The 17,077-nt window shown below is 36.7% G+C and carries 12 protein-coding genes; 8 read left to right on the top strand and 4 right to left on the bottom strand.

From position 1 onward, the window contains the following. Positions 1-92 precede the first annotated feature (92 nt). Positions 93-1,511, bottom strand: a complete 1,419-nt coding sequence (locus KDN24_RS21215; protein WP_409974244.1) for a sigma-54 interaction domain-containing protein — start codon at positions 1,509-1,511, stop codon at positions 93-95. 230 nt (positions 1,512-1,741) lie between these two features. Between KDN24_RS21215 and pruA the strand changes: the two genes are divergently transcribed. The 3 genes from pruA to KDN24_RS21200 all read left to right on the top strand — a co-directional run bounded on the left by pruA (position 1,742) and on the right by KDN24_RS21200 (position 6,621). Further along, positions 1,742-3,289 carry an L-glutamate gamma-semialdehyde dehydrogenase gene (pruA, locus tag KDN24_RS21210; RefSeq protein ID WP_491348153.1) on the top strand — a complete coding sequence of 516 codons (1,548 nt, stop codon included), beginning with the start codon at positions 1,742-1,744 and terminating at the stop codon, positions 3,287-3,289. Positions 3,290-3,517: 228 nt separating this feature from the next. Continuing rightward, positions 3,518-4,717 (top strand): ornithine--oxo-acid transaminase, encoded by a 1,200-nt coding sequence (locus tag KDN24_RS21205; RefSeq protein WP_409974247.1) that lies wholly within the window; start codon positions 3,518-3,520, stop codon positions 4,715-4,717. Positions 4,718-5,271: 554 nt separating this feature from the next. Next, positions 5,272-6,621 (top strand): glucose-6-phosphate isomerase, encoded by a 1,350-nt coding sequence (locus KDN24_RS21200; protein ID WP_409974349.1) that lies wholly within the window; start codon positions 5,272-5,274, stop codon positions 6,619-6,621. Between the two features lie 48 nt (positions 6,622-6,669). Here the strand turns inward: KDN24_RS21200 and KDN24_RS21195 are convergent, their stop codons facing one another. From KDN24_RS21195 to KDN24_RS21185, 3 genes are all read right to left on the bottom strand, one after another. Beyond that, entirely contained in the window at positions 6,670-7,668 is a 999-nt protein-coding gene (locus KDN24_RS21195) for a potassium channel family protein (RefSeq protein WP_491348499.1), read from the bottom strand. A 135-nt stretch (positions 7,669-7,803) separates the two neighbouring features. Next, positions 7,804-7,968 (bottom strand): aspartyl-phosphate phosphatase Spo0E family protein, encoded by a 165-nt coding sequence (locus KDN24_RS21190; RefSeq protein WP_409974249.1) that lies wholly within the window; start codon positions 7,966-7,968, stop codon positions 7,804-7,806. Positions 7,969-8,123: 155 nt separating this feature from the next. Then, on the bottom strand, positions 8,124-9,818 hold the full coding sequence (locus KDN24_RS21185) for a PucR family transcriptional regulator (RefSeq protein ID WP_409974250.1): 1,695 nt from the start codon (positions 9,816-9,818) through the stop codon (positions 8,124-8,126). Between the two features lie 314 nt (positions 9,819-10,132). Here KDN24_RS21185 and KDN24_RS21180 point away from each other — a divergent pair, with 314 nt between their 5' ends. The 5 genes from KDN24_RS21180 to arcC all read left to right on the top strand — a co-directional run bounded on the left by KDN24_RS21180 (position 10,133) and on the right by arcC (position 16,658). Further along, positions 10,133-11,050 carry an oxamate carbamoyltransferase subunit AllH family protein gene (locus tag KDN24_RS21180; protein ID WP_409974350.1) on the top strand — a complete coding sequence of 306 codons (918 nt, stop codon included), beginning with the start codon at positions 10,133-10,135 and terminating at the stop codon, positions 11,048-11,050. 162 nt (positions 11,051-11,212) lie between these two features. Next, entirely contained in the window at positions 11,213-12,748 is a 1,536-nt protein-coding gene (gene fdrA, locus KDN24_RS21175; protein WP_409974251.1) for an acyl-CoA synthetase FdrA, read from the top strand. Positions 12,749-12,762: 14 nt separating this feature from the next. After that, positions 12,763-14,190, top strand: coding sequence for a YlbE family protein (locus KDN24_RS21170; RefSeq protein WP_409974252.1), 1,428 nt, complete (start codon positions 12,763-12,765; stop codon positions 14,188-14,190). A 315-nt stretch (positions 14,191-14,505) separates the two neighbouring features. Continuing rightward, positions 14,506-15,681, top strand: a complete 1,176-nt coding sequence (locus KDN24_RS21165; RefSeq protein ID WP_409974253.1) for an ankyrin repeat domain-containing protein — start codon at positions 14,506-14,508, stop codon at positions 15,679-15,681. Between the two features lie 26 nt (positions 15,682-15,707). Continuing rightward, on the top strand, positions 15,708-16,658 hold the full coding sequence (gene arcC / locus KDN24_RS21160; RefSeq protein WP_409974254.1) for a carbamate kinase: 951 nt from the start codon (positions 15,708-15,710) through the stop codon (positions 16,656-16,658). Positions 16,659-17,077 lie beyond the last annotated feature (419 nt).

Here is a 17,077-nt window from a genome sequence, read left to right as displayed (position 1 = left end):
TCAGTCTACATTTAGGTAGGCTATTTGCAAAGAAGGCAGGAGCTTGAAAAATAGCTGAAATGATGAAAAAAAGTCCCTGCCTATCGTCTATTTTAAGTGTCCCTTTGAATTTGATGCTTTCTTAGCCGATATTGAAGATTTTGCCTGCTCATTTCAAGAGATTTTGCAGCTTGGGTAATGTTATAGTTATGCCGTTTTAAGATCTCAAGTAAATAATGCTTTTCCTTCATTTCTATATATTTGTCAAAAGGGAGGGGAGCATTGTTTTTTTCATTAAAAGTAAGGTCGTTTACTTGAGCAGCTTGTTCACTAGTTTTAAATTGAGGTTTATTTCGAAAGTGAATAGGTAAATGTGAGTATTCAATTCTTTCCTCATGATCAATTAAATTCATTGCTCCCTCGATGACATGCTCCAGCTCCCGGACGTTTCCAGGCCAATCATAACAATTAAATATGTCCAAAACATGTTCATCAACATTTTTAACCTGCAGGCCAAATAAATGATTGTTTTTTTCGATGAAAAAATGAACAAGATCATAAATATCATTTTTTCTTTCGCGCAATGGCGGGATGAAGAGAGAAACAACGCTTAGCCGGTAATATAAGTCTTTGCGAAGTCTGCCTGCTGAAATGGCGTCTATCGGATCTTCATTAATTGTCGCAACGATTCGCACATCTACTTTTCTATCCTTCGTATCCCCTAAGCGGCGCACTGTTTTTTCCTGCAGGACTCGTAATAGCTTTGCTTGTAATGAAGGGTTAAGAGAATTGATTTCATCAAGCAATAATGTTCCGCCATCAGCCTGTTCAAAAAGTCCTGGTCGTTCAATTGAACCTGTGAATGCGCCTTTTTTTGTCCCAAATAGTAAGCCTTCTATTAAACTGTCAGGAAGGGCAGCACAGTTTTGGGAAATGTATGGCTTCGAGGAACGGCTACTTCCATTATGAATGCTTTGAGCAAATAATTCTTTACCTGTACCGGTATCACCAATAATCAGAACCGATGAGCTAGTTCTTGTCGCTCTTTTACTTGCAGCAATAATCTCTTGAATTTCATTGCTTGTGCCTATAATGCTATCAAAAGTGTAGCGAGTATCACTTTTTTTATTCATATTTTCTCTTATTAATTTCTCAATTTTCGTAACATCACGGGCAATTTCCATCGCACCGATACGAACGCCATCTTCAATGATCGGAAATGTATTATTAATCGTGGTAATTTCATGTCCCTTATTATTAAAATAAGTTTGCTTCGCATTGGTGATTTCTTCACCATTTGTGACAGCCTTAATTAATGTACTATCTTCATTTTTATGAAAGGAAAAAACATCGAGCAAATCTTTATCAACGACGTCCTCGAAATTCATTCCTTCAATTTCCGCCATCTTTTTATTATAAATAATAGTCTTTCCTTCATTGTCAACGACGTGAACACCAATATCGATTTCTTTAAGGATTTGTTGAAAAATCCTATTTTTTAATTGAAGCTCCATTATTTCTTTCTTATTCATTGGTATACACCACTTTCAAAGTCCTTCTTACGTTAGTTTAAATTGCAATAGGAAGTAGTGCAATGAAATTTTGCACATATTACTAAGAAGAGCTTGTTAAAGGCAAAATATTTTTGCTGTATTTTTATAAAAATGTACTTTTATGTGAAGAATGCTGTTTTTTATTATTTGGCACAATACTTGCATAATAGAGGTTGAGGTATATTAAAAAGTTAAGGGGATGAACAAAAATGGTACAACCATACAAGCATGAACCATTCACAAATTTTAAAGTAGATGAAAACCGTCAAGCTTATTTAGCCGGTTTAAAAACAGTTGAAGGTTATTTAGGACAAGATTATGATTTAGTCATTGGTGGAGAGCGCATTACAACTGATGAGAAAATTGTATCGTACAATCCTGCTCATAAAGAAGAAGTAATCGGCCGTGTCTCAAAGGCAAACAAAGAGCTTGCAGAAAAAGCGATGCAAGCAGCGGTTGAAGCATTTAAAACATGGAAAAAAGTAAAGCCGGAAACGCGGGCAGATGTATTATTTAAAGCAGCTGCGATCATCCGTCGCCGCAAGCATGAGTTTTCTGCTCTTTTAACAAAGGAAGCTGGAAAGCCATGGAATGAAGCGGATGCAGATACAGCAGAAGCGATCGATTTCTTAGAATATTATGCCCGTCAAATGCTGCGCATTAAAGACGGCCAACGTGTGCATAGCCGTCCAAATGAATTTAACCGATATGACTATATTCCATTAGGAGTAGGAATCATCATTTCTCCTTGGAACTTCCCACTTGCGATTATGGCGGGAACAACGGTTGCGGCAATCGTAACAGGAAATACGGTTCTTTTGAAGCCGGCTTCAACAACACCCATTGTTGCAGCAAAATTCGTTGAAGTGATGGAAGAAGCAGGACTTCCTGCAGGTGTGCTGAACTTCGTCCCAGGAAGTGGTGCGGAAGTAGGCGACTATTTAGTGGATCATAAAGATACGCGTTTCATCAGCTTCACAGGTTCACGTGATGTCGGTCTTCGTATTTTCGATCGTGCTTCCAAAGTGAATGAAGGGCAAATTTGGATGAAGCGTTTAATCGCGGAAATGGGCGGTAAAGATACAATCGTTGTCGATAAGGAAGCAGATCTGGAATTAGCAGCGACTTCTATCGTGGCGTCTGCATTCGGTTTCTCTGGCCAAAAATGTTCTGCATGTTCTCGTGCTGTCATCGTTGAAGAGGTGTACGATCAAGTGTTAAACCGTGTGGTTGAGCTGACAAATGACTTAACACAAGGAGACCCAGCAGACCAAAACAACTATATGGCAACTGTGATTGACCAAAGCGCTTACAATAAAATTATGAGCTATATTGAAATTGGCAAGCAGGAAGGAAAGCTGATGACAGGTGGAGAAGGAGACGATTCAAAAGGCTACTTCATTAAACCGACTGTATTCGCTGATCTTGCGCCAGATGCCCGTTTAATGCAGGAAGAGATTTTCGGACCAGTCGTTGGTTTCTCTAAAGCAAAAGACTTCGATCATGCACTTGAAATTGCGAACAACACGGAATATGGTTTAACAGGAGCAGTTATCACAAACAACCGTATGAACATGGAAAAAGCACGTGAAGACTTCCATGTAGGAAACCTTTACTTTAACCGTGGCTGTACAGGTGCGATCGTAGGCTACCAGCCATTCGGCGGCTTCAATATGTCAGGAACAGATTCAAAAGCAGGCGGCCCTGACTATTTATTGCTTCATATGCAAGCAAAAACAACATCTGAAATGTTTTAAACTTTTATTTTTAAAATTTAGGTAAAAACCCCCATTTTAAAAAGTTGAGTGAAACTGAAAATTCCGTGTGGGGGATCAACCGCCTGTAAAAGAATGAAAGTAGACAAAAACGCGGCATCCTGTCGCGTTGTGTCGAAAAATCCCAGTGATTGAGTTTTACTTTCTCAGAAATAGGTGTAAGATTAACGTACAATGATATGAAATGCTAAATAACGAGGGGGAAAACATATGACTGAATTAACAAAATCTAGTTTAATCATTGAACAAACTGAAAAGTATGGCGCAAATAACTATCATCCACTGCCAATTGTTATTTCAAAAGCAGAGGGTGTTTGGGTAGAAGATCCTGAAGGAGATAGATATTTAGATATGCTCAGTGCATATTCTGCAGTAAACCAAGGTCACCGTCATCCAAAAATCATTCAAGCATTAAAGGATCAAGCTGACCGAGCAACTTTAACATCACGAGCTTTCCATAATGATCAGCTCGGACCATGGTATGAAAAAGTTTGTAAGCTAACAAATAAAGAGATGGCACTTCCGATGAACACAGGAGCTGAAGCTGTTGAGACAGCGATCAAGGCTGCTCGACGTTGGGCATATGATGTTAAAGGAGTAGCAAATGATCAAGCTGAAATTATCGCCTGTGTAGGCAACTTTCACGGTCGAACAATGTTAGCTGTTTCACTTTCTTCTGATGATGAATATAAGCGTGGATTCGGCCCAATGCTTCCAGGAATTAAACTAATTCCTTACGGAGATTTAGAAGCATTAAAAGCAGCGATCACTGAAAATACCGCAGCCTTTTTAATTGAGCCTATTCAAGGTGAAGCAGGCATTCTTATTCCGACTGAAGGCTTTATGAAGGAAGCTTACAATGTTTGTAAAGAAAACAATGTCCTGTTTATTGCTGATGAAATTCAAGCAGGACTTGCTCGTACCGGTAAAATGTTTGCTTGCGAGTGGGAAGATGTTGTTCCTGATATGTATATTTTGGGTAAGGCGCTAGGTGGCGGGGTGATGCCGATTTCATGTGTTGTTGCGAATAAAGATATTCTTGGTGTATTTAACCCTGGTTCACATGGTTCAACATTTGGTGGAAATCCAATGGCTTGTGCCATTTCGATAGCAGCCATTGACGTGCTTGTGGAAGAAAAGCTTGCTGAGCGTTCACTTAGGCTAGGCGAATATTTCATGGAAAAACTGAAAGAAATTAAAAATCCGATCATTAAAGATGTGCGTGGACGCGGCTTATTTATTGGAATTGAATTATCAGAGCCTGCACGTAAATATTGTGAACTATTGAAAGAAGAAGGCTTACTGTGCAAAGAAACACATGATACGGTTATTCGTTTTGCTCCACCACTCGTTATCAGTGAAGAGGATTTAGACTGGGCAATCGAACGGATTAAGAAAGTATTAAGTTAATCATAAGTAACTGCGGCTGAACCAATTTTTGCACTGAGTTGATTGGAGCGGAGGGTACTTGACTCCTCGAAAATGCATTCGCATTTCCTTCGTGCGATGTTCATTCAAGGATGTTTATCCAATGTCCTGCGAGAATGGAGGGAAGCGTGAGACCCCACAGGCGCAAGCGCCGAGGAGGCTCACGTCCTTCCCCGCGGAAAGCAAGTGCCCGCAGCGGAAATCTACGTTGTAAGATTTGAAGGCAAATAACAATATATGTGAAAAGAGCAAAAATAAAAAATCCAAGTGCTTTTTAGTGCTTGGATTTTTTTGGCTAGTAGGAAAGTTTAAGCTTATTAACGACTAAAGCCAAGTGAAATTCATATAAGATTACTGCTTATAATACCGCATAAAAAAAGATAGGGCATTAGCAGAAAGGACTTTGGCGAACGCTAAGTTTTTCTAATGAAAAATATGTCAAAAATGTTTACGCTTACAAAATAGCTAGTTTCTTGATTATAAGGGTGGGTTTCGGTAAAGTGAATAGAGAAAATCAATTGATTGGAGGAACTGTAATGACGCATGTTCGTTTCGATTATTCGAAAGCACTTCCGTTCATTAAGGAACATGAATTTACATATTTGCAGGATGCTGTTAAGGTCGCGCATCATTCATTACATGAACAAACAGGTGCTGGAAATGACTATTTAGGGTGGATTGATTTACCTGTTAATTATGACAAAGATGAGTTTACACGGATTAAAGATTCCGCAGAAAAAATAAAGAATGATTCGGATGTATTATTAGTTATTGGGATTGGTGGTTCTTATTTAGGTGCTCGTGCAGCAATTGAAATGTTAAGCCATAGCTTTTACAATATGCTTTCTAAAGAAAAACGCCATACACCGCAAATAATTTTTGCAGGTAATAATATCAGCTCAACTTATATGAAAGATGTAATGGACCTTCTTGAAGGAAAGGATTTTTCGATAAATGTTATTTCGAAATCCGGTACAACTACTGAACCAGCAATCGCATTCAGGATATTTCGAAAATTATTGGAAGAAAAATATGGTAAAGAAGAAGCGAAAAAACGTATTTATGCTACAACCGATAAAGAAAGAGGCGCATTGAAGACAGAAGCAGATCAAGAAGGATATGAATCATTTATTATACCTGATGATATTGGTGGACGTTATTCTGTCCTTACAGCTGTGGGGTTATTGCCGATTGCAGTAAGTGGTGTGGACATTGAAGCGATGATGGAAGGAGCAGCGATTGCACGGGAAGATTTCTCGAAATCAGAGCTGTTTGAAAATGCAGCCTATCAATATGCTGCAGTGCGAAATGTTTTATATAATAAAGGCAAAACGATTGAAATGCTTATTAACTATGAGCCAGGCCTTCAATATTTTGCTGAATGGTGGAAGCAATTATTTGGTGAAAGTGAAGGAAAGGATTTTAAAGGCATTTTCCCTTCATCAGCCAATTTTTCAACTGATCTTCATTCGCTTGGCCAATATGTCCAAGAAGGAAGACGGGATTTATTCGAAACCGTTATTCATGTTGAAGAAGTTCGTCATGAAATAAAAATGGAAAAGGCTGAAAATAATCTTGATGGCTTAAATTATTTAGCTGATAAAACGGTAGATTTTGTAAATAACAAAGCATTTGAAGGAGCTATGCTTGCTCATACAGATGGGGGCGTGCCGAATCTTGTCATCTCAATTCCTAAAATAGATGCATATACATTCGGCTACTTAGTTTATTTCTTTGAAAAAGCCTGTGCGATGAGTGGATATTTATTAGGAGTAAATCCTTTTGACCAGCCTGGAGTTGAAGCCTATAAGGTGAACATGTTCGCTCTCCTAGGAAAGCCTGGATTTGAAGAGAAGAAAGATGAGCTCGAAAAGCGCTTGAAATAAAGTTGTATGAGTGTCCTCGTTCAGATGAGTGACACTCATTTTTTGTATTTATTGAATGACAATTAATTGATCTTGAGGAAGAATTGTAAAAGGATGGGGAGGATTCAGCAATGTTTCTTCCCCTCTTTTTATCCCTAATAAAAGAATTTCCTCTACAATAAGCAGTTGACTTAATTCCATAAAAGTACGATTTACGGCCTCTGGTGCAGCAGGTTGAAAGGTTAATTTTCGTCTATCAAGCTGGTTTAAAAGATCTAAAAAAGATGTGACAACTTCCTGTGATGTAATACTATTTATCATGACAAAGCTTGTGAGAATATTCGTCTGCACAATTTCATCAGCTCCAGCCCGTTTTGCATTCGCAACTTGTTCTAATGTTAATATTTCGACAATGCATTGAACATTTCTGTTTAATCCTTTTATAGCCAATAATGTTAAAATTGTGTGCATATCGGCTTGCAGCTCTCCTTTATTCGGATCAGCGGTTATAATGACTTTACTTGCTTCGAAAACATTAGCTTTAATAAGTATGTCGTCAACACTTGCACGACCACGTATGAAATGAATGTTCATTGTCGGTAATGGATTCACTTTAAGTGATTCGTCAATTAAAGTGAACATTTGTCCTTTATGGTGCTTGCAGAGCATATTCAGTATTTCACGAGAACGTTCATTCCAGCCGATAACAACGATATGATTTTTTCCTTTGAATTCAACTTTTCCATCAAGAAAATCATTTTGCTTTGTTACAGCAACAGTTGCCAAATTGACAAAATAAGCAGCTAAAAATCCTGCTCCAACCATTATTAAAGCTATGCCAGCTAATCTTCCTAAAATTGTTTTTGGCGCATAATCACCATAACCAACAGTAGCTGCTGTTACGACAGCCCACCAAATACCTTCGAATATTGTTGGAAATTGTTCTGGTTCCACTAAATGAACAATCATTCCAAAAAAGACAATGATGATTATTGAAATGACTAGTACTCGAAATACGAGTGGCAACCGTGCAAAACTTGTTAATACATTATATGGCAAAACAAACACCACCTCATTCATTTGCCCACTTTTCGTATTATAGACGAGTTTAAACAGTTTCATAAATATTGGAAGAAATTATTTGCAAAAAAGACAAATAAAAAAGCTAGGGTTATTCCTAGCTAAATTGTAGTTTTTTGGAAGTTAAGAAAAATACTGAAGATGGAAGTATATTAATTTATCGAGCCTCTTACTAGTATTTAGTGTTTCATTACTATTTAAACCCGTTTTACGGGCAGTAAGAATCATTTCCTTTCGCATTTTATTAATACGTCTTAGTACTAATTGTTCAAGTAAAGTCTTATTCATTATTCTCTACTCCTATAAATATAATAATTCCTCTCATAAAGAATTATAAAAGATAATTCTATTTTCGAAATAGATTCGACAAAGGTTCTAAGAAAAAGACAAAATTAGCCGATGGTTAAGGAGAAATTCTCATAGCACATAAAAAATAGGGTTATTTATGATTTATTTAATAGTCTATAGATTTTTAATGCCAACTGTATTTGAAATAGTTCTTCAGCATTTTTTAAATCTGAGTTTAAGATTTCTTTGATTTTTTCAATTCTGTAAATAAGGGTATTTCGGTGCAAATACATGGCTTTTGCTGTTTCACTAATGTTTAAGTTGTTATTAAAGTAATTTTCTAACGTAGCAATATAACTTGTTCCGTGTATAGAATCATGCTCATATAGCTTCCCAAGGCTTTTCATGAAAAAGTCATCCAATTCGATGTCTTTAATATTCGAGTCTAGGAAATGATAGACAGAATGATTCTCAAAATGAGCTACTCCCCCTTTATCCTCAAACTTTTGCATTAGTCTAATGGCCTCATTCGCTTCAGAAAAACTTTTGTGAATAGAATTAATAGAGCTATACTGTCTGCCAATGCCAACTAAGAAAATCGTATTGTTAACTTGTTCATTAAGAATGTTGTAAATATCATTTCCGAATTGTTTCGCCTCATTTACGGAAATAGGTGATCGATTATTATTTTGTCCAATTAAAGTAATGATTCGATTATTTCGATTAAAACATGTTACTTCTCCGTTCGCTTTATGCGAATATTCGTAAATAACCTCAATACATTTTTTGACTTTACTTTCCAATTGGAATTTTCTTGCTATCATATCTTCGTATTTTTCTACTTCACCAAACTCAATTGTCGTGACGATACAGTAATACATATACGATGGATTTAATCCATGCAAATTACAAAGTGTTTGAATGGTTTCACTAGAGGTAATTTTTCCAGTGAGTAAATCAACGAAAAAGTCATGTCTTATTTTTAATTTAACATCTTCAATTTCTTTTGCTTTTATCATTTCAAGAGCCATTATCGGCGAAGCTTGTTCAAGTGCCATATAATCAAATTCGGTCAATTCACGAACGGTTTGCCACACAACAATATATCCGTATATAAATTTAGATACAGCAACAGGCAGGATACGGCATTTTATGTCGAAATTTTCAGCATGGTATATCCGCTTAATTGACTTCTTCATTTCACTAATTTCTTTAGGAATTGAGTCTGTAAACTCTTTATTAAAAGTTGTATGGTTCTTCACAAGGTTAAGGCAATAAGCTAATGGAATGGGGTTATCAATATAATCAGTATAATGCAGTAGCTTCCAATCCTTGTCCAAAAAAATAATCGGATTATTGACTGTTTCAGCTAACATGGAAGAAATTCTTTCGATTCCACCACCCTCGAGTACGATCTTAAAAAGAATATTGTGCATATCTAATGTTTTTCGATTCAATAAGTCATATCTACCAGAAGATTTCTCATTAAAAATCGAAATTATTTTAGATAATGTATACTCGTAAGGCAATTCTAAAAGAGGAAGGCCATATTCATTTGCAAGATCTATCATATTTTGTGGAACTTGCTCAAAATAGCGCTTTATTTTAATAATAAGTCCGGAACAATTTATTTCAGCAAGCTCTTTAATTATTCTATTTTGCAATTCCACATTATCTTTAAAAATATATCCAGTAGATAATAAAAGCTCATTTGATGACAGCCAATCAAATTTATCAGGATTTTCAATAATATTCACAAGTGAAATGACATTATCAATGCCTTGTTCCCCTGCTACGACTTTTAATCCTTCAATCGCTTTAATTTCCAATAAATCTTTTATTCTAAGCAATTCAACTCAACTCCTTTGACTTAAAATGAACACATCCCATTGTACAACATGCACAAGTGATGTGAGTCCTTTTTGGTTTTAATAGACGATGACAATTATAGACATTCTATCTAGAATAATCATGTAAGGCTTGTTACTTGTCAAATTATTTTGGATAAGTAGCTAGAATAATGTGACTTTAGTGGCAAAGGAGGTTATTCATCTTTTTACCGTTAATATATCACATTTTTTTTATTTGTTCTTAAAATGTAGACATCCTAAGAACTTTGTGAAATCGAATATTTTATTTGAAAAAGGGAATTTTAAACTTGGATATGAATAATGTGATTTTTACTCAATCAGGAGATATTGAATTTATTGAAAGAATTAATCGCTCGGATTTTCATGGCTTTGTACATAGTGTATTTAATCGTACATTTAACATCAAAAGCCGAGATAATGAGGAATTATTTACGGTAGCTAGTAGAGAAGTTGATAACGCACCTAATACTTTAATAATTGACACCGAGAATTTTAAAGGTGTTGGATTGCTAGTTAATGAATTAGTAGTCGCAAGAAATCAGCTCTTGCATATCGGAAATAAACTAACTATTTCTATTGAAAATAGTAAAAAATGGGCGAGTGTTTTACCTAATTATCCAAAAGATGAGCAAGTCACGATTACTAATTTAAGGAAAGTAAAGGAATTTATTGATATTCATGGTAAAGGTGGAGGCGTCAAGCTAGATCTGACATCTGATAATCTTTTTGCAAGAGAAGTTTCTAGAGTACTTCACGAGCAATCTCGATTTCTTCTACAAGAATTATCATCTAGTAGAATTGATAAAGCCTTACAGCATGCGGTTACAATATTAGGCCTAGGGCCTGGATTAACTCCATCAGGCGATGATTTTTTAGTTGGTTTGTTCACAGCTTTTTATATAAAAGATAGTCCTTATTCTTCATATCAATCTTTTTGTAAAGAGGTTGTAAAAAAAGCGAAAACGCTAACGAATGAAATCAGCTATATGGCATTAGAAAAGGCATCTATTGGGAAGGTGAGAGAATCTATTATTCAACTTGTTCATTCCATTATTAATGGTAGTGAAGAAGAGTTAATTCTCTCTTTAAATAAAGTATTAACCATCGGCTCTTCATCTGGAACAGATATTGCTCTAGGGCTTGTTGCTGGATTGGAAGCTAATCTAACTTCATTCAGCAAAAAATCTTCCACTTCAATAAGTGGTGACTGATTGCTAATATGGGGTCAGTTCAGCAGGAGAGTTAAACTTCAGCTGAATAAAGTTAGAGCCTCCGGCGGATGACTCAGATTTTTAAGGGAAATTTATCGTGCAAGCTCGATAAAAATCTGGGCGCAAATACGCCAAGGCGAATTTGATAATAGGAGGAAAATTATGACTGTACAAGCTGTAATTAAGCCAAACACGTATTTTGATTCAGTTTCTTTAATGTCACTCTCAACAAGAGCCAATCAAATTGATGGTGTTGAGCAAGCCATTATTGCAATGGGTACTGAAATGAATAAAGAGGTAATGAAAAACGTTGGTCTCATGACGAAAGAAATCGAAGAGGCGAAAACAAGTGATTTAATCATTGTTGTAAAAGCTGCATCAGATGAAGTATGTGAAAACGCTTTCGTTGCTATCAATGAACTGTTCACTAAAAAGAAAGATACTTCAAAAGGGAAAAGCGAAGCTAAATACTCAACAATTTCTTCAGCTGCAGAAAACATTCCTGATGCAAACCTTGCTGTTATCGCTGTAAACGGGGCTTATGCACCTAGAGAAGCAAGAAAAGCATTAGAAAACAATCTAAACGTTATGATGTTTAGTGACAATGTTAGTGTAGAAGACGAAATATCTTTAAAGAAATTAGCACATGAAAAAGGCCTATTAATGATGGGACCTGACTGTGGTACAGCTATCATTAATAATGTCGCATTATGTTTTGCGAACGCAGTAAGAAAAGGAAATATCGGGATCGTAGCCGCTTCAGGAACAGGAAGCCAAGAAGTAAGTGTACGTATTCATGAATTTGGCGGCGGTATTTCTCAACTAATCGGAACAGGCGGAAGAGACCTGAAAGAAGCAGTTGGTGGAATTATGATGCTTGATGGTATTCAAGCACTTGAAGATGATGAAGCTACAAAAGTGATCGTTCTTGTTTCTAAGCCACCTGCACCAAGTGTGGAAGAAAAAGTTCTTGCGAAAATCAAAGAATGTACAAAACCAGTTGTTGTTTGGTTTATTGGTGGAGACGAAAAGAAAGTAACGGAAGCTGGTGCACATTTCGCGAAAATGTCAAAAGAAGCAGCTATTAAAGCAGTTGTATTGGCTGGTGCAGATGAAAGCAAGCTTAACAAACGCGCGCTAAACATTTCATTAATTGAAGAAGTTCGTTCAAAACTAAAACCAGAACAAAAATATATTCGTGGATTATTCAGTGGCGGTACGCTATGTGATGAAGCGATGCATGCGGCAATGGAAAAGTTTGATAACGTTTACAGCAATATTCAAAGAGATCCAAATTATCACTTAAAAGATAGAAACACAAGCATTGAGCATACATTTATTGATTTTGGTGATGACGAATTTACACAAGGAAAGCCACATCCAATGATCGATCCATCAACTCGAATTGAGAGATTTATTCAAGAAGCAAAAGATCCAGAAGTTGGCGTAATCATGATGGACTTTGTATTAGGATTCGGAGCACATGAAGATCCAGTTGGTGCAATGCTTCCTGCAATGATTGAAGCGAAACAAAATGCTGATCAAGAAGGTAGACATTTAGAAATTATCGGTTATGTTCTTGGAACAGAATTAGATCCCCAAAATCTTGATGAGCAAGTAAATAAATTATTAGCTGCAGGTGTAACACATGCAAGCAGCAGCCAAAACGCTGGTCTATTGGCTAGAGATTTCGTTTAGAAAGGAGAATAGCCATGAGTAAAATAAATGAACTTTTTAATACAAAACTCAATGTTATCAATGTGGGAATCGAATCTTTCAAAGATGATTTACAAGCGCAAAATACAGAAGTAACTCACTTAGAGTGGACTCCACCAGGTAGAGGGAATCCAGATCTTATTGCAGCACTTGATAAATTAGAGAATCCTTCTATTTTGGAAAAAATTGAGGAAGCGAATAAGCTTGCAGTTGAACGTATTATTAACTCTCAACCTGTATTAATTGGGTATGACCAAGCAATTAATTGCGTTCCAGGTATGACTAAAACAACGATTCTTCATGCTGGTCCTCCAATTACTTGGGACAAAATGAATGGCCCGATGAAGGGTGCAGTAACGGGAGCAATCGTATTTGAAGGATTAGCGAAGAACCTTGAAGAGGCTGCTGAGCTTGCAGCTTCTGGTGAAATTACATTCTCGCCTTGTCATGAGCATAACTGTGTAGGATCAATGGCTGGTGTAACATCTGCTTCTATGTTCATGCATATCGTAGAGAACAAAACATACGGAAATATTGCTTATACAAACTTGAGTGAGCAATTATCAAAAATTCTTCGTATGGGTGCGAATGATGAAAGTGTTATTAATCGCTTAATCTGGATGCGTGATGTTTTTGGTCCAATGTTAAGAGATGCGATGAAGTTAAATCCTGAAGGAATCGATCTTCGTTTAATGCTTGCCCAAGCTCTTCATATGGGTGATGAGTGTCATAACCGTAACATTGCAGGGACAACTCTATTAATTCAAGCATTAACACCTTATATTATACAAACAGACTACACAATTGAGCAGAAGAAAGAAGTATTCGACTTCGTTGCGAGCAGTGACTATTTCTCTGGTCCAACTTGGATGGCTATGGCTAAATGTGCAATGGATGCTGCACATGGTATTGAAAACAGCACAGTCGTAACAACGATGGCACGTAATGGTGTTGAGTTCGGTATTCGTGTAAGTGGTATGGCTGGTAATACATGGTTTACTGGTCCAGCACAGCAAGTAATTGGACCAATGTTTGCAGGCTACAAACCAGAAGATTCTGGTCTTGACATTGGTGATAGTGCAATTACTGAAACATATGGTATCGGTGGATTTGCAATGGCTACAGCTCCAGCAATTGTTGCTCTTGTAGGAGGAACAGCTGAGGATGCAATTAGCTACTCAACACAAATGAAGGAAATTACAACAACCGAAAATCCAAACGTAACGATTCCATTACTTGACTTCATGGGAATTCCTACAGGGATTGATGTACGTAAAGTTATTCAATCTGGCATTATGCCGATTATTAATACGGCTATTGCACATAAAGATGCAGGTATCGGAATGATTGGTGCTGGTATTGTTAATCCTCCAGTTGAAGCTTTTGAAAAAGCAATGCTTGCTTTAGCTGAAAATATTCAATAAAACCTAAGACTGTTTTTGTAAAGTTTGTTGTTTTTAATGCGATTTTTGTTTGATTATCTGAGTTGATTTCCGCTGCGTGCCCGTAGCGGAAATCAACGGGCAAAATTTAAAGGTGAAAACAATAATACATACGAAAAGAGCCAAACTCTAAAAAGGTCAGACCCCAAACCAATTTATTTGGAATGGGGTCAGACCGCTTTTTTTAGATAATGGCTTTGTTAAAGCCCAATGTTGATTTTACACTCTGTTGATTGAAGCGAAAATCAACAGTCTAGTTTAACAGAGCTTAGATAATGGCTAAAGGAGAGAATGATTGTGGAAAATCAACCCTTGAACACAGAACTTCTACTTGCAAGTGAACGTGGAGAAATAACTGTTATTAAGAATTTACTGAAAGAAGGAGCCAGTGTTGATTATAAAGATGCTGCCGGTCGTACAGCCTTAATGGTGGCTACACAAAAAAATCAAGTGGCAGCGGCAAAAATGCTTATTGAAGCGGGCAGTGATGTTAATACAAGAGATATTACTCAATTATCACCGTTTATTTGTTCTGCAGCAAACGGATTCCATGAAATTTTGCGATTAATGATTGCTGGTGGTGCAGATTTACCAAGTGTGAATCGTTTTGGAGGAACAGCTCTGCTGCCTTCTAGTGAAAAGGGCTATTTAAAAACGGTTCAAATTTGTATTGAAGCAGGAGTTCCGGTAAATCATGTGAATAATTTAGGATGGTCAGCTCTACTTGAGGCTGTTATTTTAGGGAATGGAGGCCGTTTGTATTCTGACATTATTCAAACTCTTGTAGATGCTGGAGCAGATGTGAATTTACCGGACAGAGATGGAATGTCATCCTTGAAGCATGCAGAAGAGCTTAACCAGCACAAAGTCCTTCAAATTCTTAAGAAGGAATATAAAGATACAAATGAGGCAATTGTAAAAGCAAAAGCTTTTGCTAAAAATGATCAATATGAAGTAGCGATTGCTGAAATTAATAAAGCTTTAAAAACAGATGATAAAAATCTTGATTTGATTTACTATAAGGGCTATTTCTTGCAAGAATTGAAGAAATACGAAGAGGCTCTTCTGGAATATAACAAAGCATTAGCAATTGATACGAAAGATCTTGATTTCTATTTCTACACAGCTAATTGTTTGAGATTATGGAAAAAACCTGAGGAAGCCCTAAATGAATACAATAAGGCTTGTGAGCTTGATCCTGAAGAAACATTCTATCGTTATCATAAATCAAATTATTTAAGAGAACTTGGCAGACATGAGGAAGCTGTTGTTGAAATGGATAAGCTGTTGGCCCTTCAGCCGCATCGTTATGATTTCTCTTTTCATAAGGCAAACAGCCTAAGGTCATTAGGCAAGCATGAAGAGGCGATTGAAGCTATCGAAAATGCAATTGCTAATGACCCGGAAAATCCTTTATATCATTTGCACAAAGAGCAATCTCTTGAATTATTAGCAAAGAGCAAACAAGCTTAATAAACATACACAACGGAGGTAATCGGATGAGTGAAGTAGTAATTGTTGCCATTGGAGGCAATGCACTAGTGAAAGAAAACGGTCGTGACTCAGTTCAAGATCAATATGAAGCAGTAAAAGAAACCGTTGTTAATATTACAGATATGATAGAAGAAGGCTATCATGTTGTCGTTACACATGGAAACGGACCTCAAGTGGGCTTCGGATTAAGACGTTCTGAAATCGCTCATGAAGTTGCTGGTATGCCTGAAGTGCCGCTTGTTAATTGTGGAGCAGATACACAGGGTGGAATCGGCTACCAAATCCAACAAGCTTTAACAAATGAATTTGTAAAAAGAGGCATTGATAAAAAGGTTGCTACTGTCATCACACAGGTTGAAGTAAGCAAGGATGATCCTAATTTTAAAAACCCTACAAAACCGGTTGGCTCTTTCTTCACACTTGAGCAATCAGTAGAAATGAAAAAAGCACATCCAGACTGGATTTTCGTTGAGGATTCAGGTCGAGGATACCGTCGAGTTGTTCCATCTCCAAGACCAATTAATATCGTTGAAAAAGATGCCATTAAGTCTTTAATTGACGCAGGTTTTGTTGTTATTGCTGTCGGCGGAGGCGGAATCCCAGTAGTGAAAAACGCTGACAACACTTATGAAGGGATTGACGCTGTTATTGATAAGGATTTTGCTACAAGCCTTTTAGCAGAACAAGTAAATGCTGAAACACTCATCATTACAACAGGCGTATCAAGAGTGTGCATTAACTTTGGTAAACCCAACCAAAAGGCACTTGAGAAAATTACAATTGAGGAAACAAAGCAATATGTAGAGGAAGGCCATTTCCCACCAGGTAGCATGCTGCCGAAAATTGAAGCAAGTTTAAGCTTTATGGAGAAAAATGGATCAAGAGTAATCATTACAGATCCAGAAAGCTTAAAAGATGCAGTTAAGGAAAAAGCTGGTACACATATTGTTAAATAATAGTGGAGTTAGTACAGTGACCGACCTTGCATAAGGTCGGTCATTGTACTAGCGGAATGAACGTATTAGGCTGGTATTTTAACAGCTATCGTTGGAACTTTAATCTTGCCTTGGAAGCTAGTATCTAGTGCAACAACTTTATTCTATTTTTATATCTTTATAGGTTCAATCTCCCAAAACCATTTATTGCATAAATATAGGAAAATACCCCTTCTATTTTTCAAACTGTACTTTTTAGAAATGATTAAATACCTTTGTCTTAATTTGTACATACTAACTTGTATAACATGCCTAAAGACAAGTAACTATTTTTGGATTCAATATACAATGACTGTTTTGTGCAATTTGTTTAAACTTATTATGTAAGGTTAGTGCAAGTGCCGAGAAAAAATCCATACTCGCATCGAAATGAGCCTTGC

Source organism: Cytobacillus sp. Bva_UNVM-123, from assembly GCF_046351715.2.
In the GTDB taxonomy this organism is placed as follows: Bacteria; Bacillota; Bacilli; order Bacillales; family Cytobacillaceae; genus Cytobacillus.
This window is presented reverse-complemented; position numbering and strand designations above follow the sequence as displayed.

Excerpts from the sequence above, each read along its gene's own strand:
- KDN24_RS21215 (WP_409974244.1), bottom strand. The coding sequence starts at position 1,511 with ATGAATAAGAAAGAAATAATGGAGCTTCAATTAAAAAATAGGATTTTT.
- pruA (WP_491348153.1), top strand. The coding sequence starts at position 1,742 with ATGGTACAACCATACAAGCATGAACCATTCACAAATTTTAAAGTAGAT.
- KDN24_RS21205 (WP_409974247.1), top strand. The coding sequence starts at position 3,518 with ATGACTGAATTAACAAAATCTAGTTTAATCATTGAACAAACTGAAAAG.
- KDN24_RS21200 (WP_409974349.1), top strand. The coding sequence starts at position 5,272 with ATGACGCATGTTCGTTTCGATTATTCGAAAGCACTTCCGTTCATTAAG.
- KDN24_RS21190 (WP_409974249.1), bottom strand. The coding sequence starts at position 7,968 with ATGAATAAGACTTTACTTGAACAATTAGTACTAAGACGTATTAATAAA.
- KDN24_RS21180 (WP_409974350.1), top strand. The coding sequence starts at position 10,133 with ATGAATAATGTGATTTTTACTCAATCAGGAGATATTGAATTTATTGAA.
- fdrA (WP_409974251.1), top strand. The coding sequence starts at position 11,213 with ATGACTGTACAAGCTGTAATTAAGCCAAACACGTATTTTGATTCAGTT.
- KDN24_RS21170 (WP_409974252.1), top strand. The coding sequence starts at position 12,763 with ATGAGTAAAATAAATGAACTTTTTAATACAAAACTCAATGTTATCAAT.
- arcC (WP_409974254.1), top strand. The coding sequence starts at position 15,708 with ATGAGTGAAGTAGTAATTGTTGCCATTGGAGGCAATGCACTAGTGAAA.